This window comes from Arenibaculum sp., from assembly GCF_035998295.1.
GTDB lineage: Bacteria > Pseudomonadota > Alphaproteobacteria > Azospirillales > Azospirillaceae > DASYHS01.
This window is the reverse complement of the sequence record NZ_DASYHS010000184.1, coordinates 1-22,091: the sequence shown is the minus strand read 5'-3', so window position 1 is coordinate 22,091 and position 22,091 is coordinate 1. Positions and strand designations below refer to the sequence as shown.

General features: G+C 72.8%; 21 protein-coding genes, 2 pseudogenes and 1 riboswitch. Of the genes and pseudogenes, 11 read left to right on the top strand and 12 right to left on the bottom strand.

The window, feature by feature from the left end; translation table 11 throughout:
• From VGO20_RS18420 to VGO20_RS18410, 3 genes and pseudogenes are all read right to left on the bottom strand, one after another.
• Positions 1-269: pseudogene (locus VGO20_RS18420) on the bottom strand (hypothetical protein); the annotation flags it as partial.
• 130 nt (positions 270-399) lie between these two features.
• On the bottom strand, positions 400-1,578 hold the full coding sequence (ribA, locus tag VGO20_RS18415; RefSeq protein WP_414639848.1) for a GTP cyclohydrolase II: 1,179 nt from the start codon (positions 1,576-1,578) through the stop codon (positions 400-402).
• Positions 1,579-1,593: 15 nt separating this feature from the next.
• Positions 1,594-2,373: a CDP-alcohol phosphatidyltransferase family protein gene (locus tag VGO20_RS18410; protein WP_327503832.1), complete on the bottom strand. Its 780-nt coding sequence runs from the start codon at positions 2,371-2,373 to the stop codon at positions 1,594-1,596.
• A gap of 109 nt (positions 2,374-2,482) precedes the next feature.
• On the opposite strand from VGO20_RS18410, the gene VGO20_RS18405 reads away from it, so the two are divergent.
• The 7 genes from VGO20_RS18405 to VGO20_RS18375 all read left to right on the top strand — a co-directional run bounded on the left by VGO20_RS18405 (position 2,483) and on the right by VGO20_RS18375 (position 8,776).
• On the top strand, positions 2,483-3,418 hold the full coding sequence (locus tag VGO20_RS18405) for a RibD family protein (protein ID WP_327503831.1): 936 nt from the start codon (positions 2,483-2,485) through the stop codon (positions 3,416-3,418).
• The gene (locus tag VGO20_RS18400) at positions 3,415-4,395 is read left to right on the top strand and encodes a zinc-dependent alcohol dehydrogenase (protein ID WP_327503830.1); all 981 of its coding nucleotides are present in this window, start codon (positions 3,415-3,417) and stop codon (positions 4,393-4,395) included. Before VGO20_RS18405 ends, VGO20_RS18400 begins: the two co-directional genes overlap by 4 nt.
• A gap of 23 nt (positions 4,396-4,418) precedes the next feature.
• A complete protein-coding gene (locus VGO20_RS18395; RefSeq protein ID WP_327503829.1) occupies positions 4,419-4,841 on the top strand; it encodes a 6-pyruvoyl trahydropterin synthase family protein in 423 nt (140 codons plus the stop codon).
• Entirely contained in the window at positions 4,838-5,896 is a 1,059-nt protein-coding gene (locus VGO20_RS18390) for a glycosyltransferase family 4 protein (protein WP_327503828.1), read from the top strand. The genes VGO20_RS18395 and VGO20_RS18390 overlap by 4 nt, the downstream gene beginning before the upstream one ends.
• Entirely contained in the window at positions 5,893-6,735 is an 843-nt protein-coding gene (locus VGO20_RS18385; protein ID WP_327503827.1) for a class I SAM-dependent methyltransferase, read from the top strand. Before VGO20_RS18390 ends, VGO20_RS18385 begins: the two co-directional genes overlap by 4 nt.
• 48 nt (positions 6,736-6,783) lie before the next feature.
• Complete coding sequence (locus VGO20_RS18380; protein WP_327503826.1) at positions 6,784-7,467, top strand: response regulator transcription factor; 684 nt, start codon at positions 6,784-6,786, stop codon at positions 7,465-7,467.
• 145 nt (positions 7,468-7,612) lie between these two features.
• Entirely contained in the window at positions 7,613-8,776 is a 1,164-nt protein-coding gene (locus VGO20_RS18375) for a pyridoxal phosphate-dependent aminotransferase (RefSeq protein ID WP_327503825.1), read from the top strand.
• Between the two features lie 55 nt (positions 8,777-8,831).
• Here the strand turns inward: VGO20_RS18375 and VGO20_RS18370 are convergent, their stop codons facing one another.
• From VGO20_RS18370 to VGO20_RS18335, 8 genes are all read right to left on the bottom strand, one after another.
• Positions 8,832-9,725, bottom strand: a complete 894-nt coding sequence (locus VGO20_RS18370) for a ParB/RepB/Spo0J family partition protein (RefSeq protein ID WP_327503824.1) — start codon at positions 9,723-9,725, stop codon at positions 8,832-8,834.
• Positions 9,725-10,516, bottom strand: a complete 792-nt coding sequence (locus VGO20_RS18365) for a ParA family protein (protein ID WP_327503835.1) — start codon at positions 10,514-10,516, stop codon at positions 9,725-9,727. The genes VGO20_RS18370 and VGO20_RS18365 overlap by 1 nt, the downstream gene beginning before the upstream one ends.
• 49 nt (positions 10,517-10,565) lie before the next feature.
• Positions 10,566-11,195, bottom strand: a complete 630-nt coding sequence (gene rsmG / locus VGO20_RS18360) for a 16S rRNA (guanine(527)-N(7))-methyltransferase RsmG (protein ID WP_327503823.1) — start codon at positions 11,193-11,195, stop codon at positions 10,566-10,568.
• Positions 11,176-13,047 (bottom strand): tRNA uridine-5-carboxymethylaminomethyl(34) synthesis enzyme MnmG, encoded by a 1,872-nt coding sequence (gene mnmG / locus VGO20_RS18355; RefSeq protein ID WP_414639847.1) that lies wholly within the window; start codon positions 13,045-13,047, stop codon positions 11,176-11,178. The genes rsmG and mnmG overlap by 20 nt, the downstream gene beginning before the upstream one ends.
• Before the next feature lie 165 nt (positions 13,048-13,212).
• Positions 13,213-14,967, bottom strand: a complete 1,755-nt coding sequence (gene thiC, locus VGO20_RS18350; protein ID WP_327503833.1) for a phosphomethylpyrimidine synthase ThiC — start codon at positions 14,965-14,967, stop codon at positions 13,213-13,215.
• A 77-nt stretch (positions 14,968-15,044) separates the two neighbouring features.
• Positions 15,045-15,163: riboswitch (TPP riboswitch) on the bottom strand.
• Between the two features lie 85 nt (positions 15,164-15,248).
• The gene (gene mnmE, locus VGO20_RS18345) at positions 15,249-16,580 is read right to left on the bottom strand and encodes a tRNA uridine-5-carboxymethylaminomethyl(34) synthesis GTPase MnmE (protein WP_327503822.1); all 1,332 of its coding nucleotides are present in this window, start codon (positions 16,578-16,580) and stop codon (positions 15,249-15,251) included.
• Positions 16,577-16,951, bottom strand: coding sequence for a (2Fe-2S) ferredoxin domain-containing protein (locus VGO20_RS18340; RefSeq protein WP_327503821.1), 375 nt, complete (start codon positions 16,949-16,951; stop codon positions 16,577-16,579). Before VGO20_RS18340 ends, mnmE begins: the two co-directional genes overlap by 4 nt.
• Complete coding sequence (locus tag VGO20_RS18335; protein ID WP_327503820.1) at positions 16,948-17,205, bottom strand: DUF6489 family protein; 258 nt, start codon at positions 17,203-17,205, stop codon at positions 16,948-16,950. Before VGO20_RS18335 ends, VGO20_RS18340 begins: the two co-directional genes overlap by 4 nt.
• Before the next feature lie 165 nt (positions 17,206-17,370).
• Here VGO20_RS18335 and VGO20_RS18330 point away from each other — a divergent pair, with 165 nt between their 5' ends.
• The 4 genes from VGO20_RS18330 to VGO20_RS18315 all read left to right on the top strand — a co-directional run bounded on the left by VGO20_RS18330 (position 17,371) and on the right by VGO20_RS18315 (position 21,661).
• Complete coding sequence (locus tag VGO20_RS18330) at positions 17,371-19,434, top strand: thioredoxin domain-containing protein (protein ID WP_327503819.1); 2,064 nt, start codon at positions 17,371-17,373, stop codon at positions 19,432-19,434.
• A 3-nt stretch (positions 19,435-19,437) separates the two neighbouring features.
• The gene (locus VGO20_RS18325; RefSeq protein ID WP_327503818.1) at positions 19,438-19,902 is read left to right on the top strand and encodes a methylated-DNA--[protein]-cysteine S-methyltransferase; all 465 of its coding nucleotides are present in this window, start codon (positions 19,438-19,440) and stop codon (positions 19,900-19,902) included.
• Between the two features lie 62 nt (positions 19,903-19,964).
• Positions 19,965-20,666 carry a dienelactone hydrolase family protein gene (locus tag VGO20_RS18320; protein WP_327503817.1) on the top strand — a complete coding sequence of 234 codons (702 nt, stop codon included), beginning with the start codon at positions 19,965-19,967 and terminating at the stop codon, positions 20,664-20,666.
• Between the two features lie 17 nt (positions 20,667-20,683).
• The gene (locus tag VGO20_RS18315) at positions 20,684-21,661 is read left to right on the top strand and encodes a quinone oxidoreductase family protein (RefSeq protein WP_327503816.1); all 978 of its coding nucleotides are present in this window, start codon (positions 20,684-20,686) and stop codon (positions 21,659-21,661) included.
• A gap of 19 nt (positions 21,662-21,680) precedes the next feature.
• Here VGO20_RS18315 and VGO20_RS18310 read toward each other — a convergent pair.
• Positions 21,681-22,091 (bottom strand): annotated as a pseudogene (locus VGO20_RS18310) (VOC family protein); the annotation flags it as partial.

Sequence of the window (22,091 nt, the reverse complement as noted above, 5' to 3'; positions counted from 1 at the left end):
GCGGCGAACCCGACCACGCCGCCGTACAGCGTCCCGCCCGCCACGCGCGCCGGGGTCGAGATCTCGTCGCCGGTCAGCGCCCGGTAGATCGTGCCGACGACGGGGATGTGCTGGAGGGGGTTGATCACGTCCAGCAGGTCCCAGAAGGACAGGCTCGACTGCGGCGACTCGGGGATCGCCTGTTCCCGGTACAGGTTCGACGTCTGCGGGGCGGCGACCATGGCGGCGGCCGAGGAGGGTTTCGGGACGGCGTTCGGGGCGATCGACATGGACGGGTCCTCCCGGCGGGCTTCGGGAGGGGATCGCAACATCCGTGCCAGCCCGCGAAGCGGCGCCCCGCCTCGTCCGGGCCTTGCGGAACCCCGGCAAAAGCTGCCGGGACGGCCGATCCTGCCGCCCTCAGAACAGGTGGCCGGAGCGTTCCGCCTTGGTGCGCAGATAGGCCTCGTTGTGGCCGTTGCCCGGGAAGACATGGGGGACGCGCTCGGCGACCTGGATGCCGCAGCGCGCGAGCTGGCGCAGCTTGTCGGGGTTGTTGGTCATCAGCCGGACCGCGCCGAATCCGAGCTGGCGCAGCATCTCGGCCGCGGGCAGGTAGATGCGCTCGTCCGCATCGAAACCGAGACGCTCGTTCGCGTCGACGGTGTCGAAGCCCGTGTCCTGGAGCCGGTAGGCGCGGAGCTTGTTGACGAGCCCGATGCCGCGCCCCTCCTGCGCGAGGTAGAGCACGATCCCGGCCCCCCGACGCCCGATCTCCGCGATCGCGCCGCGGAGCTGGTCGCCGCAGTCGCACCGCAGGGAGCCCAGCAGGTCGCCGGTGAAGCATTCGGAGTGGATGCGCACCAGCACCGGAGCGGCCGGGTCGGGCTCGCCGATGACGATCGCCAGGTGCTCGATCCCGCCGTCGGCGGGCCGGAAGGCGAGCACGCGCGTCGCCTCGGCATCCTCCAGCGGCACGCGGGCCTCGCCGACCAGGGCCAGGGTCCGGGCGGCATGGGTATGGTAGTCGAGGACGTCGCCCGCGCGCACCGGGACGAGGTCGTTCGCGGCCGCGAAGCCGGCGGGGTCGCCGCCATCGCGCAACGCCACCGCCGCCACCGCCGGCAGCAGCCGCGCCAGCTTGGCCAGCAGGATGCCGGCAGCGATCCCGTCCTCGCCGTCCACCGGCTCGACCGCGAGGCCGGCGAGGGGAGTGGAAGCGACCGCAGGGACATCCGGCCCGGCGAGGGCACGCATCCGCTCGGCCGGCAGGCCGCCGCGCATGGAGAGGAGGACGGCCGCCGCACCGGTCCCGACCTCCAGGCCGAGGGCCTGGCCGCGCATGCCGGTCACGGCGAGCTTCGGCACGGCGCCGGCCAGCGCCTTCAGCCGCGCGAGGTCGTCATCCGTCACGCCCTCCACGGTGCGCAGCAGGACGGCGCCGCCGGAGGCGGCGACCACGACGGGGTCGCCGCGCCTCAGCTCGGCCACGGCGCGCGCGACCGCGCGCAGCGCCACGTGGTCGATCGCCGGGGAGAGCCGCGCCTCGATCTCGGCACGCAGGGAAGGGGTCGTCGGGTCGTTCTCGTTCGAATCCAATTGCCTCACCGTCCCTCAGTGGGTCCGGGCAGTCCGGTTGCGCAACGACCAGACCGTATCAACCGAAAAGGAGAAAATCAAAAGCGCAAGTGAACCTCCGGCCGCAATGCTGCTCAGCGGCGGGGACAGCACGGGGGTCAGGCAGGCGACGAGGGCGGCCGTCTGGACCGCGCACACCACCCGCCTCCGGTTGCTCGGCGGCAGGGGAGCCACCAGAGCCGGCACCGCGAGCCCCGCCAGCACATAGGCCGGGCGGAGCACCCCCACGAGCAGAACCCACGCGCCGACGTCGCCGAGCCGCCAGACCAGCACGGCCAGGGTCGCCATCGCGACGGTGTCGACGTTGTGGTCGAAGGCGGCGCCGTAGCCGCTCGACACCGCCGCCCGGCGGGCGAGCCAGCCGTCGACGCCGTCCAGCATCAGCGCCAGCAGCGCCGCGCCGGACAGCGCCCACACCATGGGCGTGCCGATCCCGGCCGCGGCCGGGATCGCGCCCGCGACCAAGCTGGTCAGCACGCCGCGCGCAAGGGTGATGCGGTTCGCCGGGCCGAAGCGGACGAGCGGGGCGTGGGCGCCGAGCCCGGTGAGCCCGGCGGCCGCGACCAGCGCGTAGGTGGCCAACGCCGCGGCGGGGACGCTCGCCGGCAGGCCGCCCAGGTACCGGAAGAGCCAGGCCGCCAGCACGACCGCCACGGCGCCGGCCAGGAGATGCCCGGCCACGCTCGCGAGCAACCGGCCGCGCCATCGCGCGTTTCGAGTCGGCACGTCGTTGATCGGGGCATCGGTCATGGCCATGGATCTGGGTCCGATCGCCGATTCGACCAGCGTTTCTTTGGAATACCCGACGCGACGCTGGTCAACGGCGTAAATCGTGCCATGATCACTGGAAATCGCAATGGACACGATGAGCCTATCCGAACAAGCGAATTCCAGGCCGCTCGAAGAGGGGCCGTGGCAAGCCGTGCTCGCGCTGCGGGCCGCATCACGCGGCGGCATGCCCGGGGTGCCGGCCGACGGGACCCCACGGGTCCCTCTGGCCGACAGGACCCTACGGGTCGATGCCGACAGGACCCTACGGGTCGATGCCGACAGGACCCTACGGGTCCATGCCGACGGGAGCTGGGACTGCACCGACCCGGACGCGGCGGCGCTCTGCGAGCTGTACCTGCCCCTCGTCGCAGCCGCCGCCGGCCGCAACTACGTCGTCGCCCATCTCGGCCAGAGCCTGGACGGGCGCATCGCCACCAGCTGCGGCGCCTCGAAGTGGGTGACGGGCGACGAGGACGTCGTTCACAATCACAGGATGCGGGCCCTGTCCGACGCGGTCCTTGTCGGCGCGGGAACGGTGCGCCACGACGACCCGCTGCTGACGGTGCGGCGCTGCCTCGGCGACAGCCCGGTGCGGGTCGTGCTCGACACCGAGCGCCGGCTCGGCCCGGACTACGCGGTCTTCGCCGGAGACCCGGGCGCGCCGCCGACGCTGCTGGTGTGCGCGCACGACCGCTGCCGGCCCGGCGAGCGCCTGGGCGCGGCCGAGGTCGTCGGCGTGGCGCGCGCCGGGAGCGGCCTCGACCTCGCCGCCGTGCTCGCCGCGCTCGACGAGCGGGGCCTGCGGTTCATCTTCGTGGAAGGCGGGGGCATCACCGTCTCGCGGTTCCTGGAGGCCGGGCGGCTCGACCGGCTGCAGGTCACGGTGGCGCCGCTGATCCTCGGCTCGGGCCGGCCCGGGCTGATGCTGCCGGAGGTGGCGACGGTCGACCTCGGCCTCAGGCCGCGCACGCGCCGCTTTCTTCTCGGCCCCGACGTGCTGTTCGACTGCGTGCTGGGGGAGGGCCCGTGACGGGCAGCGCCCAGGCCGCGACCGCGTTCTGGGTCGTCGAGCCCGGACGCGGGGAGCTGCGCACCGCGCCGCTGGCCCCGCCCGGCCCGGACGAGGTGCTGGTGCGCACGCTCGCCAGCGGCATCAGCCGCGGCACCGAGAGCCTGGTGTTCCGGGGCCGGGTGCCGCCGGCGCTGCACGCGCAGATGCGCTGCCCGTTCCAGGACGGCGACTTCCCCGGCCCGGTCAAGTACGGCTACGCCGCCGTGGGGATCGTGGAGCGCGGGCCGCCGGCGCTGGAAGGCCGGCGCGTGTTCTGCCTGCATCCGCACCAGGACCGGTTCGTCGTCCCGGCCGCGGCCGTGCTGCCCGTTCCCGATGCCGTGCCGACCGGGCGCGCGGTGCTGGCCGCCAATGCCGAGACCGCGGTGAACCTGCTGTGGGACGCGCTGCCGGCGGTGGGTGCGCGGATCGCGGTGGTCGGGGCGGGGGTGGTCGGCTGCCTCGCGGCGTGGCTGGCGGCGCGCATTCCCGGGACCGATGTGGTGCTGGTCGACACCGATCCGGGACGCGCGGCGGTGGCGGCGGCGCTGGGCGTCGGCTTCGCCGGCCCGGAGGATGCCGGCGGGGGACGCGACCTGGTGATCCATGCCAGCGGCGATCCCGCCGGGCTCGCGACCTCGCTCGGCCTCGCCGGCTTCGAGGCCACCGTGGTCGAGGCGAGCTGGTACGGCGACCGCCTCGTGCCCGCACCGCTCGGCCAGTGGTTCCATCCCGGCCGGCTGCGGCTGGTGTCGAGCCAGGTCGGCGAGGTGGCGCCGTCCATGCGCGCGCGCCGCAGCCACGCCGACCGGCTGGCCCTGGCCCTCGACCTGCTGGCCTGCGAGCGGCTCGACGCGCTGGTCACGGGCGAGAGCCCCTTCGCCGACCTGCCGGCCGCGATGGCGCGGCTGGCCGGCACGCCGGCCGGCGCGCTGTGCCATCTCGTACGCTACTGACCGCCCGAAGGAGAAGGGAACCCATGTATTCCGTCACCGTGCGCGACCACATCATGATCGCCCACAGCTTCGTCGGCGAGGTCTTCGGTCCGGCCCAGCGCCTGCACGGCGCGACCTTCGTGTGCGACGTCGAGTTCCGGCGCGCGAAGCTGGACGCCGACGGCATCGTCGTCGACATCGGCCGGGCGCTCGCCGTGCTCAGGCAGGTGCTGGAGCCGCTGAACTACCGCAACCTCGACGACGAGCCGGACTTCCGCGGCCGCAACACCACGACCGAGTTCCTGTGCGCGGAGATCTTCCGCCGCATCGCCGCCCGCATCGCCGAAGGCGCGCTCGGCCCCGCCGCCACCCGCGACGGGAGCGGGGACGGGGGCCTCGCCTCGATGAAGGTGACGCTGCACGAGTCGCACGTCGCCTGGGCAAGCTACGAGGCCGCCCTGCCGTGACCGGCGCGCTGCACTGGATCGTGCCCGGCAGCATCGACCAGGTGACCGGCGGCTACGTCTACGACCGCATGATCGTCGAAGGGCTGCGGGCGCGGGGCCGGACGGTGCGGGTGCACGAGCTGCCGGGACCCTACCCCCTGGTCGACGGGCCGGCGATGCGCGGGGCCGAGGCCGTGCTCGACGGGCTGCCCGACGGCGCCCGGGCCGTCATCGACGGTCTCGCCCTGCCTGGCCTGGCGGCGCTGCCGGCCGAGGCGCTGCGGCGGCTGCGGACGGTCGGGCTGGTCCATCATCCGCTGTTCCTGGAGACGGGCCTGCCGGAGGCGCAGGCGGCGGCGCTGCGCCGGGTCGAGCTCGACCTGCTGGCGCGCATGGACCGCGTCCTGTGCACCAGCCCTTACACCGCCGGCGTGCTGCGCGACCTCGGCGTGCCGGCCGGACGGATCGGCACCGTCATTCCCGGGACGCCGGCTCCGGACCCGCGGCCGGCCCCCGGAGCCCCGGCACCGGACGGGCCGTTGCGCCTGCTCTGTGTCGCGACCGTGACCGCGCGCAAGGGACATGCGGTGCTGGTGGAGGCGCTGTCGCGGCTCGGGCGGGCGGACTGGCGGCTGCGCTGCGTCGGGAGCCTGACCCGCGACCCGGAAACGGTGGCCGGGCTGCGGGCCGCGATCGCCGCCGCCGGCCTCGAAGCCCGGATCGACTTGGTCGGCGAGCAGCCGCCGGGAGCGCTCGGCCGGCACTACCGCGAGGCCGACCTGTTCGTGCTGCCCTCCTGGTACGAGGGCTACGGCATGGCGTTCGCCGAGGCGCTGGCCCACGGGCTGCCGGTGGTCGCCACGACCGCGGGAGCCATCCCCTCGACCGTGCCGGCCGAGGCGGGATCGCTGGTGCCGCCGGGCGACCCGGCCGCGCTGGCGGATGCGCTGCGGGCGCTGCTGGCCGATCGCGGGCGGCTGGCGGCGTTGCGGGCGGGAGCGCTGCGGACCGGTGCCGCGCTGCCGGACTGGCCGATCCAGGTCGAGCGCTTCGAAACGGAACTGGAGGCGGCATGAGCGAGCCCGCGGCGAGCTTCGATCCCGGCTGGCTGCGCCTGCGCGAGCCGGTCGACGCCCGCGCCCGCGCCCCGGGCCCGGAAGGCGCCTTCGCCGCCCGGCTGCCGGCGGCGCCCCGCCTGCTCGACCTCGGCTGCGGAACCGGCGCCAACCTGCGCCACCTCGCGCCGCGCCTCGGGCGTCCGGCCCAGCGCTGGACCCTGGTCGACGGCGATCCGGCCATGCTGGCGGCGATCCCGGGAGAGATGGCGGGCAGGGCCGCGCCGGCGCCGTACGAGACCCTGCGGCTCGACCTCGCATCGGGGCTGGGGGCGCTGGCGCTCGGAGACTTCGACGGGGTCACGGCGTCGGCCCTGCTCGACCTCGTGTCGGCGCAGTGGCTCGACCGGCTCGTCGCGGCCGTCGCGCAGGCGGGCCTGCCGGTGCTGTTCGCGCTTTCGGTCGACGGAAGGGTCGCCTGGCAGCCGGAGGATCCCGGGGACGGCGCGGTCCTGCGCGCGCTCGATGCGCATCAGGGCGTGGACAAGGGCTTCGGTCCGGCACTCGGCCCGTCCGCGCCCGAACTCTGCGCCCGGCTGCTGGCGGCGGCCGGGTTCGAGGTCCGGACGGCGGAGGCCGACTGGCGGCTCGGCCCGGCCGAGGCCGGCGTGCTGGACGCGCTGGTGGGGTTCCATGGCGAGGCGGCGGCCGGAGCCGGCCTGTCCGCCTCCGAGGTGGCGGGATGGTGCGACCGGCGGCGCCGGGCGATTTCGCGCGGCGAATTGCGGGCCGTCATCGGCCATGTGGACGTGGCGGCATGGCCCGCACGCGGCGGGATGCATCCGCAGCCGGGCCCGTGATAGGATCGCGGCCGGAACGGACTGCTCCCTCTGCGGTTGGGAAAAGGGATGAGGCCCGAAAAGAAGATCCTCCTCGTTGACGACGACGCGGCGCTGCGCGAATCGCTGGCCGAGCAGTTTCACCTCCTGGGGCAGGTGTCGATCGCGCAGGCCGCCAGCGCGGCCGAAGCGCTGGCGCTGCTCGGCGGGGGTCCGTTCGACGCGGTCCTGCTGGACGTCGGCCTGCCGGACATGGACGGCCGCGAGCTGTGCCGCCGCTTCCGGCAGGAGGGGGTTCGCTGCCCGATCGTGATGCTGACCGCCACCAACGACCCGGCAGGCGGCCCGGCCGGCAGCCCGGAAGACGGCGCCAGCGACTACGTCGCGAAGCCGTTCCGGGTCGGCGCCCTGCTGGCGCGCCTGCGCGCGCAGCTCGAGCGGGACGAGCATGCCGGCATCGCGATCGGTCCCTACGTCTTCCGGCCGGGCGCCCGGCTGTTGCTGGACGAGCGCACGGGCCGGAAGATCCGCCTGACCGAGAAGGAGGCGGCGATCCTCGCCCATCTCCACCGCGCCGCCGGCCGGGTCGTCGCGCGCGAGGCGCTGTTGGGCGACGTGTGGGGCTATAACGACGGGGTCACCACCCACACGCTGGAAACCCATGTCTACCGCCTGCGGCAGAAGATCGAGCCCGATCCGTCGCGGGCCGAGATCCTGACGACCGAGGCGGGCGGCTACCGGCTGGGACCGTAGGTGCTACCGCCGGCCTTCGGGGCCGCACGCTCTCCTCCCTTCCGGCTCCGGCCGGCCCTTTCCCGGCCCTGAGCGGCAACCGGGTTGACCGCAGCCCATACGCATGCATTCAATTGCAGGAACTGCATGCTATGGGAGGCGGGGCGTGGGCGTATCGAGACTCAAGGACATCCCGGGCATAGGGGTCGACAGGATGGGCGAGGCGGCCGACGCCGCCGCTGACGGCGAGCTGCTGCGGCTCGAGAACCTGGATACCGACCTCCGACCACCCAGGGAAGCACTCGAGGCCACCAGGGCCGCCATCGATCGCGACGACGCCAACAGCTATCTGCCCTTCGTCGGGACCAACGCGCTGCGCCAGGCCGCCACCGCCCGGGTGTCGGCCGATACCGGCGTGGATTACGACTGGAGGACCCAGTGCGTGATCTCGGCCGGCGGGCTCTCGGGCATCCTGAACGCGCTGCTCGCCATGCTCGAGCCCGGTGACGAGGTCATCATCACCGACCCCGCCTATGCGGGCCTCCTCAATCGAATCCGCCTCGCCGGCGGCCTGCCCAAGCTGGTGCCCCTGCGCGTGGTCGACGGCCGCTGGCGGCTCGACCTGGAGGAGCTGGCGAAGGCGGCAGGCGGGAAGGTCAAGGCCGTGCTGACGATGAGCCCGTCCATGCCGAGCGGCATCGTCCATACCCGGGAGGAATGGGACGCCATCGCGCAAACGGTGCGCAGGACCGGCGCATGGCTGCTGCACGACGCGGCGATGGAGCGCATCCTCTTCAACGGCGAACCCGTCATCCATCCGGCCGGCCTCGACGGGCTGGCGGAAAGAACCGTCACCATCGGCTGCGTGTCGAAGGAATACCGCATGATCGGCTGGCGCGTCGGGTGGACCGTCGGGCCGAAGGACATCATCGACGCCATCGGGCTCGTCGGCCTGACCAACGTCGTGTGCCAGGTCGGCATCGCGATGCCCGGGGCGGTGGCCGCCCTGACCGCGCCGGACGACGGCATCGCCGCGGCGACGGCCGAGTGGAAGGCGCGCCGCGACCTGATCCTGGGGGAGATGTCCGATCTTCCCGTCGTCCGCCCCGATGGCGGCTGGTCCCTGCTGATCGATACGGTAGAGCTCGGCATGAGGCCGGCGGAGGCATCCGGGCTGCTTTTCGACAAGGGCCGCATCGCCGCGACGCCGATGACCGGCTGGGGCTCTCCGGACCGCGCCGGGCGCTATCTGCGCTTCGTCTTCGCCAACGAGCCCGTCGAGCGCCTGGGCGGAATCAGGGCGCGCGTGCGCGCGGCCTGGGGAGTGTGAGCGTCCGCCGCGCCACGGGCCCCTGCACGCGGTACGGAGAACGGCCGCCGTTCCTTCAGACCGTGTCCACGGGCTCGCTCAGGCGCCGCAGCACCTCGTCGAGCTGGTCGAGGTCGCCATACTCGATCGCCAGCGTGCCGCCCTGCCCTCGCGGCTCGATGCGGACCTTGAGGCCGAGGCGGTTCGTCATCTCCTGCTCCAGCGCGACCGTGTCGGGGTCCTTCGCCGGCACCGAGGCCGACGAAGCCGCCCGCGGCGGCCGGCCGGACTGGACGTCGCGGGCCAGCTTCTCGGTCTGGCGGACGTTCAGGCCCTTGTCCACGACCGCGCGCGCCAGCGAAACCGAGTCGGGAACGCCCAGCAGCGCGCGAGCGTGGCCGGCGCTGAGCTGGCCTTCCGTAACCAGGGCCTTGATCGGCTCGGGCAGCGCCAGCAGGCGCAGCATGTTGGCGACGTGGCTGCGGCTCTTGCCGACGGACTGGCCCAGATTCTCCTGGGTATAGCCGAACTCCTCCATCAGGCGGCGGTATCCCTCCGCCTCCTCCAGCGCGGTCAGGTCCTGGCGCTGGATGTTCTCGATCAGGGCGATCTCGAGCGCCTCGCGGTCGCTCAGCTCGCGCACGACGACGGGCACCTCGTGCAGGCCGGCGAGTTGGGCGGCGCGCCAGCGGCGCTCGCCGGCGATGATCTCGTAGTCGCTGGGCGCGTCGGGATGCCGGCGGACCAGCAGCGGCTGGAGGATGCCGCGCTCGCGCACCGACTCGACCAGCGCCTGGATCGCCTCCTGGTCGAAGCGCTTCCTCGGCTGGAACTTGCCGGGATGCACGAACTCGATCGGGATCGTCCGCGGGTTCCGCGGGGTCTCCGGTGCCGGGGTCTCCTCGATCGACTCGCCGAACAGGGCGTTGAGGCCCCGGCCGAGGCTGCTGCGGCGCTTGCTCTCTTCCATCAGGCGGTCAGCCTCTTCTTCTCACGCTTCAGGACCTCGCTGGCGAGGTGGATATAGGCCTGCGAGCCGGGGCAGCGCAGGTCGTAGATCAGCACCGGCTTGCCGTGCGACGGCGCCTCGGAGACCTTGACGTTGCGCGGGATCACGGTGTCGTAGACCTTGTCGCCGAAGAAGCCGCGGACATCGGCCGCGACCATGTCCGAGAGGTTGTTGCGCTTGTCGTACATGGTCAGCACGACGCCGTGGATGTCGAGCCCGGGGTTGAAGGCGCGTTTCACGCGCTCGATCGTCCGGATCAGGTGGCTGAGGCCTTCCAGCGCGTAGAACTCGCATTGCAGCGGCACCATCACCGCGTCGGAGGCGACGAGCGCGTTCAGCGTCAGCAGGCCGAGCGCCGGCGGGCAGTCGACCAGCACGTAGTCGAAGTTCAGCGCGCTGTTGGCGAGCGCGATGCGCAGGCGGTATTCGCGCCGCTCGGCGTTGACCAGCTCGATCTCGGCGCCGGACAGGTCGACCGTTGCGGTCACGACCGACAGGTTCGGGACATGGGTCGCGACCGCCGCCTCCTCGACCGTCGTTTCCGCGAACAGCACGTCGTAGGTGCCGAGCTCGCGCTGGTGACGGTCGATGCCGAGCCCGGTCGAGGCGTTGCCCTGCGGGTCCATGTCGATGATCAGGACCCGCTTGCCGGTCGCGGCCAGCGCGGTCGCGAGGTTGATGGTGGTCGTGGTCTTGCCGACGCCGCCTTTCTGGTTGGCGATGGAGATGACGCGGGCGCGGGCACGGGACATCTTGGCCTCATGGGCGGCACGGGGGGCGGGGGGCGGGGCGGCGATCGTGTCAGGCACGGGCGACCTCGCGGATGCGCAGGACCCTGCCCTCGGGCTCGGTGATGCTGTCGATCATCTCGGCCTGCATTCTCCAGTGTCGTCTTGCCAGGGTCAATTCGTCTTCGGCCTGCCGGCCCTTCAGGAACAGGGCGGTGCCGGCAGCGCCGAGAAAGGGTTCGGACAGGGCCAGCAGATCGTCCAGCGGCGCCAGCGCGCGCGAGGTCACGACGTCGGCCGCGAAAGCTGGCACCGCCTCGATCCGGCGGTTGTGCACCGTGACCGGCGTGCCGGTGACGCGCGCGGCCTCGCGCAGGAAGGCGCATTTGCGCCCGTCGCTCTCGATCAGGTGGACGTCGGGCAGGCCGAGCATGGCGAGGACGAGCCCGGGAAAGCCGGCGCCGCTGCCGAGATCCACCAGCACCCGGGCACCCTCGGGCAGCAGGGGGCGGAGCTGGGCCGAATCGAGAAAATGCCGGGTGCCCGCCTCGGCGAGCGTCGTGCGGCTCACCAGGTTGATGCGAGGCTGCCAGCGCTCCAGCAGCGCGAGATAGGCCGCGAGGCGATCCAGTGTTTCACGTGAAACACCAGGTACCGCCTCCGCGACCCGGGCCAGGCCGGGGTCACGCGCTGAGACGGTCATCGCGGCGCTTCACGTGACGCAGCAGGGCGACCAGCGCCGCCGGTGTCATGCCGGGGATGCGGGCGGCGGCGCCCAGCGTCGCCGGCTTGGCGCGGCCGAGCTTCTGGCGGATCTCCGCCGACAGGCTGCCGATGGCCTCCACGTCCAGGTCGTCGGGCAGCGCCAGCGCCTCGTCGCGCCGGAACGCCCGGATGTCGGCGTCCTGCCGCTCGAGATAGCCGGCATACCGGCCGTCGATCTCAAGCTGTTCGGCGACCGCCGGCGGCAGCGCCGCCAGTTCCGGCCAGATCGCGGCCAGGCGGGCGAGGTCGAGGTCGGGATGGCGCAGCAGGTCGGCGGCGCTGCGGCGCACGCCGTCATGGTTGACGGCGAGGCCACGCTGCGCCAGCTCGTTCGGCGTCGCGCGCAGGGACGAGGCGAGCGTGCGCGCGGCATCGAGGGCGGCCATCTTCGCCTCGAAGGCGTCGGCGCGGGGCGTGCCGACGCAGCCGACCGCGATGCCCTTGGCCGTCAGCCGCTGGTCGGCATTGTCGGCCCGCAGCAGCAGACGATACTCCGCGCGCGAGGTGAACATGCGGTAGGGCTCGGTCGTACCGCGGGTGATCAGGTCGTCGATCAGCACGCCGATATAGGCATCGGCCCGGTCGAGCACGAAGTCCCCGTCCGGCCGCCCGCCGGCGAGGAGTGCTGCGTTGATGCCCGCCATCAGGCCCTGCGCGGCGGCCTCCTCGTAGCCGGTGGTGCCGTTGATCTGGCCGGCGAGGAACAGGCCGGGCAGGCGGCGCGTCTCCAGCGTCGGCTTCAGCTCGCGCGGGTCGACGTAGTCGTACTCGATCGCGTAGCCGGGCCGGACCATCTCGGCGCGCTCAAGTCCCGGGATCGTCTTCAGCACGGCGAGCTGCACGTCGCGCGGCAGCGAGGTCGAGATGCCGTTCGGGTAGACGGTCGGGTCGTCCAGCCCCTCGGGCTCGAGGAAGATCTGATGGCGCTCCTTGTCGGCGAAGCGGACGACCTTGTCCTCTACCGACGGGCAATAGCGCGGGCCGACGCTTTCGATCTGGCCGCTGTACATCGGCGCGCGGTGGAGGTTGGCCCGAATCAGGGCGTGCGCCTCCGGCGTCGTCCAGGTCACGTGGCAGGGGACCTGGGGCGTGGTGATGCGGTCGGTCAGGTAGGAGAAGGGTGGGGGCGGGTCGTCGCCGGGCTGCACCTCGAGCCCGGACCAGTCGATCGTGCGGCCGTCGAGGCGCGGCGGCGTCCCGGTCTTGAGCCGGCCGAGCGCGAAGCCGCAGCGTGCGAGCGTCGCGGCGAGGCCGAGCGACGGCGCCTCGCCGACCCGGCCAGCCGGTATCCGCTCCTCGCCGATATGGATCATGCCGCGCAGGAACGTGCCGGTGGTGATGACGACAGCACCCGCCCGCCAGACGGCGCCGGACGCGCCGACGGCACCGGCGATGCTGCCGTCGGTGCCGAGGACCAGGTCCTCGCAGGCCTCCGACGCGATGGTCAGGTTGTCCTGCGCCCGCAGCACGTCCTGCATCGCCTCGCGGTAGAGGCGGCGGTCGGCCTGGGCGCGCGGGCCACGGACGGCGGGGCCCTTGCTCCGGTTCAGCATGCGGAACTGGATGCCGGCACGGTCGATCACCCGGCCCATCACCCCGTCGAGCGCGTCGATCTCCCGCACGAGATGGCCCTTGCCGAGCCCCCCGATCGCGGGATTGCACGACATCTCGCCGATCGTATCGGCCCGATGGGTCATCAGCAACGTCTCGGCGCCCATGCGCGCCGCCGCGGCGGCGGCCTCGCATCCCGCATGGCCGCCGCCGACCACGATTACGTCGTATCTCCACATGATGGGCGCCAATGTATGGTGTCGGGCGCCCGGCGTCAAAGCGTCCGGCGCGGCGCACCGGCGCCGCGTGAGGATGTCACAGCCGGCCGGCGGCCAGCGCCCCGGCCGAACGGGGTTCCGGCCGGGGCTTGGTCACCGGGAGTGTTTCACGTGAAACGCCCGCGTTCAGCCGGACATCCCGGCCGCCTGCTCCCGCACTTCCTGCGTGATCTTCATGGAGCAGAACTTCGGCCCGCACATGGAGCAGAAGCGGGCGTGCTTCGCTCCCTCCGCGGGCAGCGTCTCGTCATGGAAGCGGCGCGCGGTGTCGGGATCGAGCGCCAGGTTGAACTGGTCGTTCCAGCGGAAGGAGAACCGCGCCCGCGACAAGGCATCGTCCCGCTCGCGCGCGGCCGGGTGGCCCTTCGCCAGGTCGGCGGCATGGGCGGCTATCTTGTAGGTGATGACGCCGGTCTTGACGTCGTCGCGGTCGGGCAGGCCGAGATGCTCCTTCGGCGTCACGTAGCATAGCATCGCCGTGCCGAACCAGCCGATCATCGCGGCACCGATGCCGCTGGTGATGTGGTCGTAGCCCGGCGCCACGTCGGTGGTCAGCGGGCCGAGCGTATAGAAGGGGGCCTCGCGGCAAACAGCGAACTGACGGTCCATGTTCTCCCGGATCTTGTGCATCGGAACATGGCCGGGTCCTTCGACCATCACCTGGACGTTGTGGCGCCAGGCGACCTGCGTCAGCTCGCCCAGCGTGTCCAGCTCGGCGAACTGGGCGGCGTCGTTGGCGTCCGCGATCGAGCCCGGCCGCAGGCCGTCGCCCAGCGAGATGCTGACGTCGTAGGCCCGCAGGATCCCGCAGATCTCCTCGAACCGCTCGTAGAGGAAGCTCTCCCGTCCATGGGCCAGGCACCACTTCGCCATGATCGAACCGCCGCGCGAAACGATGCCGGTGACGCGGCCCGCGGTCAGCGGGACATGGGCACGGCGCAGCCCGGCATGGATCGTGAAATAGTCCACGCCCTGCTCCGCCTGCTCGATCAGCGTGTCGCGGAACACCTCCCAGGATAGGTCCTCGGGCCGACCGCCGACCTTCTCCAGCGCTTGGTAGAGCGGCACGGTACCGATCGGCACCGGGGCGTTGCGCAGGATCCATTCCCGCGTGTCGTGGATGTCGGTCCCGGTCGACAGGTCCATCACCGTGTCCGCGCCCCAGCGGATCGCCCACACCATCTTCTCGACCTCCTCCGCGACGGAGGAGGCGACGGCGGAGTTGCCGATATTGGCGTTCACCTTCACCAGGAAGTTCCGCCCGATCACCATCGGCTCGCATTCGGGGTGATTGACGTTGGCGGGTAGGATGGCGCGCCCGCGGGCGATCTCGTCGCGCACGAATTCCGACGTCACCAAGCCGGGCAGGGCCGCACCCAGCGGATCGCCGTCGCGCGGGCACTCGGCCGCCGCCTCGCGGCCGAGGTTCTCCCGGATCGCGGCATACTCCATCTCGGCGGTCACGATGCCGGCGCGCGCGTAGGCGAGCTGGGTCGCGGCCCCGCCGCCGGCCGCACGCAACGGCGAGCGGCCGGTCGCGAACCGCGCGAGGCACCCGGCCTCTGCCGCGCGGCGGCCATTGTCGCCGGGCTGCACCGCCCGGCCCTCGTAGCTCTCGACGTCGCCACGTCCCTGGATCCACGCCTCGCGCAAGGGCGGCAGCCCGGCGGTCACGTCGATCGTGGCGGCCGGGTCGGTATAGGGGCCGGAGGAATCGTAGAGCCGGACCGGCGGCTCGCCGGCGCCCGGCGACAGGTCGACCTCGCGCATCGCGACCCGTACGTCGGGATGGAGGCGGCCGGGCACGTGGACCTTGCGCGAGTTCGGGAACGTCCCCGTAGAGACGGAGACCTCGGGGGAGGTGGTGCGGGTATCGGGCATCATGGATCTCCTGCAGCGGAAATCCGGGCGGCCGCGAGGAGAAGGGGCGGCCGCACGAGCCCCGGCAGGGGAACGCTACGCGACGCCTTCGTCCCTCCCTACGCCGGTACGATCCGGATCAGGTTCGAAGGGTCTCCGCGTCGCCCGTAGGCCGGCGGACTCTCAGCCCCCTATCGGGGCTCCCCTGGACGGAGCCGATGCTGGCCGATGCCCGGCTCCGCGTCAAGGCCGGAGACGGCGCGGGCCGGGACGCGACGTTTCACGTGAAACACCGGCCCGCGTCACTTGCCGATGCAGAAGTCCCGGAAGATGACATCCAGCAGGTCCTCGACGTCGACCCGGCCGGTGATGCGGCCGAGAGCGCGGGACGCCAGGCGGACATCCTCGGCCGCCAGTTCCGGCAGCGGGGCGTCCAGCGCGCGCGACAGAGCGGCGCGGCAGTCCTCCAGCGCCGCGCGGTGGCGCGCGCGGGTCAGGGCCGGCGGGCCGGCCGCATCCAGGCCGTCCGCGACCATCCCGGTCAGCCGCTCCAGCAGGGCCGGCAGCCCGGCGCCGGTCGCCGCCGAGACGGCGAGGGCCCCGGGAACCGCGGCGCCGGCATCCAGGCCCGGCGCCCGGTCGGCCTTGTTGACGACCGCGATCGTCGAGGGGCCGAGCAGGGCGAGGGTCCGTGGGTCGAGCGCCGGCAGCGCGGTGGCATCGAACACCGCCAGGCGCAGGTCGGCCTTCTCCGCCCGGTCGAGCGCACGGCGGATGCCCTCGCCCTCGATCTCGTCGGTCGCGTCGCGCAGGCCGGCGGTATCGGCCAGCGTCACCGGCCAGCCGCCCAGGTCGAGATGGACCTCGACCACGTCGCGGGTCGTGCCCGCCCGCTCGGACACGATCGCGACGTCGCGCCGGGCGAGCGCGTTGAGCAGGCTCGACTTGCCGGCGTTCGGCGCGCCGAGGATCGCGACCGCGACGCCGTCGCGCAGCCGCTCGCCCCGGTGCCCGTCGTCGAGATGGCCCGCGATCTCGGCGGCCAGGCCGGCCAGCACCGGGCGCACGGCCATGGCGACGCCGCCGGGCAGGTCCTCGTCGGGGAAGTCGATGTCCGCTTCGAGATGGGCGAGCGCCCGGGTCAGCCGGTCGCGCCATCGCTCGTAGAGCCGGCCGAGCGCGCCGTCGAGCTGGCGCAGCGCCTGGCGCCGCTGGGCCGCGGTCTCGGCCGCGACGATGTCGGCGACGGCTTCGGCCTCGGTCAGGTCGAGCTTGCCGTTCTCGAACGCGCGCCGCGTGAACTCGCCCGGCTCGGCGAGGCGCAGGCCGGGCAGGGCGGACAGGGCCTCGACCAACGCCGAGACGACGGCACGCCCACCATGGACGTGCAGCTCGGCGACGTCCTCCCCGGTGAAGCTCCGCGGCGCGGGGAACCACAGGACCAGGCCCCTGTCGATCGCCTCCCCGGTACCGGGGTCGACGAGGCCTGCGAGCACCGCCTCGCGCGGCCGGGGCAGGGGGCGGCGGCACAGCGCCTCCAGCGCGGCGCCGGCGCGCGGGCCGGAGACGCGCAGGACGGCGACGCCGCCGCGGCCGGGTGCGCTGGCGAGCGCGAAGACGGTATCGGCGCTCATTGCGCGGAGGCGAGGTCCCGCGGCTCCGTCTGGCCGGGCAGCAGCATCAGCCGCTCGACCCGCCGGCCTTCGACGAGATGGGCCTGCAGGATCTCGTCGACGTCCTCGCGGGTCTGGTAGGTGTACCAGACCCCCTCGGGATAGATCACGACGACCGGTCCCAGCTCGCAGCGGTCCAGGCAGCCGGCGCCGTTGACGCGCGTCTGCGCGAGGCCGAGCTCCTTCGCCCGCGCCTTCATGTAGTCGCGCAGCTTCTCCGAGCCGCGCGCGGCGCAGGAGCCGCGGCGGTGCCCGTCCGGCCGCCGGTTGGTGCAGCAGAAGACATGCGCCTGGAAGTAGGGACGGGGATCGTCGGTTCTGCGTTCGCTCACTTGCGGTGCCCTTCCTTCTTGCCCAGCGCCGCCTCCATCTGCGACCAGAACATCTTCTGCACCTGCTCCAGTCCCTGGATGCCGGCGGGGAGCCAGGTCTTCATCATGGTTTCCGGGTCCATCGCCTGCAGGTTGGCAGCGAGACGGTCCTGCATCTGTTGCATCAAGGCGTCCTGCATCGGCTTGACGTCGGGCAAGCCGAGGAACTGCCGGGCCTCGTCGGGAGTGCAGTCGATGTCGATGGTGACTTTCATGCGTGGAGCTCCCTCGGAAGACGGGTTGGAATTCGGGATTGAGCCCGCGGGCGAGGCGGGCACATTCTACAGATGGGGTGCGCATGCGCAACGCGCACCACTCCCAGGGTCCGGCCCCGCGCACGCCAGACATTCCCGGCGCCCGCACCATCGGAGGGAGGCGACATGACCGCGAACGGACCGGGCCGGAACCTGCTTGCGGGGGAGACGAGCCCCTATCTGCTGCAGCACCGCGACAACCCCGTCCACTGGATGCCCTGGGGCGGGGCGGCGTTCGAGCGGGCGCGCGCCGAGGACAAGCCGATCCTGCTGTCCGTCGGCTATGCCGCCTGCCACTGGTGCCACGTGATGGCGCATGAGAGCTTCGAGGACGAGGAGACGGCCGCGCTGATGAACGCGCTGTTCGTCAACGTCAAGGTCGACCGGGAGGAAAGGCCGGACCTCGACCAGGTCTACCAGCAGGCGCTGGCGCTGCTCGGCCAGCAGGGCGGCTGGCCGCTGACGATGTTCCTGACGCCCGACGGCGAGCCGTTCTGGGGCGGCACGTATTTCCCGCCGGCCGCCCGCTGGGGCCGCCCGGGCTTTCCCGACGTGCTGCGCGGCGTGGCGTCGACCTATGGGCGCGAGCGCGACAAGGTCGCCGGCAACGTCGCCGCCCTGCGCGAGGGGCTCGCCCGGCTGTCGGCCAGCCGGCCCGCGGGGCCGATCGAGCCGGCCGTGCTCGACCAGGTGGCCGAACGCCTCGCACGCGAGGTCGACCCGGTCCATGGCGGCATCGGCGGGGCGCCGAAGTTCCCGCAGCCCGGCATCTTCGAGCTGCTGTGGCGGGCCTGGCTGCGCAGCGGCGACGCGACCTACCGCACGGCGGTCGAGACGACGCTGACCGCGATGTGCCGGGGCGGCATCTACGACCATCTCGGCGGCGGCTTCGCGCGCTACTCCACGGACGAGCGCTGGCTGGTGCCGCATTTCGAGAAGATGCTCTACGACAACGCGCAGCTCGTGGACCTGCTGACGCTGGTCTGGAGGGGCACCGGCGAGCCGCTCTATGCCGAACGGGTCCGCGAGACGGTCGGCTGGGTCTTGCGCGAGATGATCGCCGAGGACGCGGACGGCGCGCCCTGCGGGGCGTTCGCCAGCACGCTGGACGCCGACAGCGAGGGTGTCGAGGGCCGGTTCTACGTCTGGTCCGAGGACGAGATCGACGCCCTGCTCGGCCCCGACGCGGGCTTCTTCAAGGAGGTCTACGACGTCCGCCCCGGCGGCAACTGGGAAGGCGTCAGCATCTTGAACCGGACCGGGCGGCCCGAGCTGCCGGCACCGGAGGAGGCGAGGCTCGCCGGGCTGCGCGCGGTGCTGTGGCGGGCGCGCGAGCGGCGCATGCGGCCGGGCTGGGACGACAAGGTCCTGGCCGACTGGAACGGGCTGATGATCGCGGCGCTCGCCGATGCCGGCTTCGCGTTCGGCGAGCGGGACTGGATCGCGGCCGCCGCCCGGGCCTTCGACTTCGTCGTCGGGCACCTGGACGGCGGCGACGGGCGGCTGGTCCATAGCTGGCGGCGCGGCACGCCCCGCCATCCCGCCAGCCTCGACGACCATGCCAACATGGCGCGCGCCGCGCTGGCGCTGCACGAGGCGACGGGCGAACCCCGCTACCTGGAGCACGCCCGCGGCTGGACCGGCGTGCTCGACCGCCATTACCGGGATGCCGAGGGCGGCGGCTACTTCTTCACCGCCGACGACGGCGAACGGCTGCCCGTGCGCGCGAAGTCGGCGGCCGACAACGCGGTGCCGTCCGGCAACGGGACGATCGCCGGCGTGCTCGCCCGGCTGTACCTGCTGACCGGCGAGGACGCGTGGCGCGAGCGGGCCGAGGCGGTGGCCGAGGCCTTCTCGGGCGAGCTGACCCGCAACTTCTTCCCGCTGGCGACGCTGCTGAACGCGGTCGAGCTGCTGTCCGGCGGATGCCAGGTCGTGATCGTGGGCGAGCGCGGCGCGCCGGAGACCGAGGCGCTTCTGGATGCGGTCCGCGCCAGCCCGTCGCCCGACCGCGTGCTGAGCGTCGTCGCCCCGGGGACCGGGTTGCCCGAGGCCCATCCGGCCCGGGGCAAGGGGCTGGTGCAGGGCCGGCCGGCCGGCTATGTCTGTCGGGCGCAGACCTGCTCGCCGCCGGTGACGGAACCGGACGCGCTCCGCCGGCTTCTGGGCGAACCTGTGGAGGGACGCTGACCCATGGCCAGGATCACGATCGATAGCCCGTTCGGCCCGCTGACGCTGACCGCCTCGAACGGCGCGCTGACGTCGCTCGGCTGGGGACCGGTGGCGCCGGAAGGCCGGGACCCCGTGCTCGAGGAGGCGGCGCGCCAGATCGAGGCGTATTTCGCCGGCCGGCGCACCGATTTCGACCTGCCGCTGCGGCCTGCCGGCACCCCGTTCCGGCTGCGCGTCTGGGAGGCGATGAGCGCGATCCCCTATGGGCGCACGCGTTCCTACGGGGAGATCGCGCGCGAGCTGGGCTCGGCGGCACGTGCCGTCGGCGGGGCCTGCGGGGCCAACCCGATCCCGATCGTGATCCCCTGCCACAGGGTCCTCGCCGCCGGCGGTAGGGAAGGCGGCTATTCCGGGCAGGGCGGCCTGGTAACGAAGCACTGGCTGCTGGGACACGAAAGATCCGAACTGCCGATCGCGGCATCGTGACAGCCGGGAAGGGTGCGGCTATCGTTCCGTCTCCGATCCCGAGAACGAACGAAAGGCGCGCCATGACGGACGTCACGATCGCCGCTTCCGACGGCGGCAGCTTCGCCGGCTATCTGGCCAGGCCCGCGGGCGCGGGCCCGCATCCCGGACTCGTCGTGATCCAGGAGATCTTCGGCGTCAACCACGTGATGCGCGAGCTCTGCGACGGGCTTGCGGAGCAGGGCTACGTCGCGCTGTGCCCGGACCTGTTCTGGCGCCAGGAGCCCGGCATCCGGATCACCGACAAGACCGACGCGGAATGGGCGCGCGCCTTCGAGCTGTACAAGGGCTTCAACGAGACGAAGGGGGTCGAGGACCTGATCGCGACCCTGGACCATCTGCGCGGGATCGAGGGCTGTTCCGGCCGGGTCGGCACGATCGGGTACTGCCTGGGCGGCAAGCTCGCCTACCTGATGGCGACGCGGTCGGACGCGGACTGCTCCGTCGCCTATTACGGCGTCGCGATCGAGAAGAACCTGGACGAGGCCGCCGCCGTGACCCGGCCGTTGCTGATGCATCTCGCGGAAAAGGACCAGTACGTGCCGCCCGATGCGCGCGCGCGCATCCTGGAGGCGGTAGGTAAGGTCGCGGCGATCACCGCGCATGTCTATCCCGGCGTCGACCACGCCTTCGCGCGGCCGGGCGGGGCGCATTGGAACGGCGAGGCGGCGGAACTCGCGAACCGCCGCACGGCGGACTTCCTTTCCGCCAACCTGAAGCGCTGAAGAGGGGGAACGGGGTCATGGCGCACGCGATCCGCTTTCACCGGCCCGGCGGGCCGGAGGTGCTGGCCTGGGAGGAGATCGAGGTCGGCGAGCCGGGACCGGGGCAGGCGCTGCTGCGCCAGACCGCGGTGGGGCTGAACTACATCGACGTCTACCACCGGACCGGGCTCTACCCGATCCCCTCGTTCCCGGCGGTGCCGGGGATGGAAGGGGCGGGCGTCGTCGAGGCGGTCGGCCCGGGGGTCGAGGACCTGAAGCCGGGCGACCGGGTGGCGTATGCGAGCGGGCCGATGGGCTCCTACGCCGAAAAGCGGGTCATGGCGGCCGACCGGCTCGTGAAGCTGCCGGACTGGCTGGACGACCGCCGGGCGGCGGCGCTGATGTTGCAGGGGATGACGGCGCAGATGCTGCTGCGCTCCACCTACCGGGTGCAGGCCGGCGACACGGTCCTGGTGCATGCGGCGGCCGGCGGCGTCGGCACGATCCTGTGCCAGTGGGCGCGCGGCCTGGGGGCGACGGTGATCGGCACCGTGGGCTCGGACGAGAAGGCGGAACTGGCGCGCGCGAACGGCTGCGAGCACCCGATCGTCTACACGCGCGAGAACTTCGTCGAGCGGGTACGCGAGATCGCCGGGGGCAAGGGGCTGCCGGTCGTCTACGACTCGGTCGGTCAGGCGACCTTCGCCGGCAGCCTGGACTGCCTGCGCCCGCGCGGCCTGATGGTCCTGTTCGGCCAGAGCTCGGGCGCGGTGGCGCCGCTCGACCCGAACACGCTGGCGTCCAAGGGCTCGCTCTACCTGACGCGGCCGACATTGTTCCACTACATCGCCAGCCGCGCCGAACTGGAGGCGTCCGCGTCCGAGCTGTTCGAGGCGGTGCGCACCGGCATGGTGAAGGTCGAGCTGCGCCAGACCTTCGCGCTGAAGGACGCCGCCGACGCCCACCGCGCGCTGGAGAGCCGGACGACCACCGGCTCGACGGTGCTGGTGACGTGAAGGGCAGGGGCGGCCGGTCCTACCGGGCCGGCTCCGCCCCGGCCTTCTCCCGCTGCCAGCGGTCGAGACGCGCCCGCGCGCCGTTGGTCCGCGGGTCCATCCGGCCGTCCTCTCCCCCGGTCCTGGCCGTCAGCTCGATGACGTAGCCGTTGGGGTCGCGGAAATAGATGGAGCGGATGAAGCCGTGGTCGGCGACGCCGCGGGTCTCGATGCCCCGCTCCCTGCCCGCGGCGAGCATCCGCTCCAGCGTGTCCGGATCGACCTCCAGCGCCATGTGCAGGTCGAAGTCGTGCTGCGGCTTGAAGTCGAAGGGACCGTCCGGGACCTCGAAGAAGGCGAGGTAGGAGCCGTCCCCCAGTTCGTAGAAGGTGTGCAGGGCCTGGGTGGCGCGGCCGGTCTTCGTCTGTCCGATCTCCAGCGCCTCCGCCAG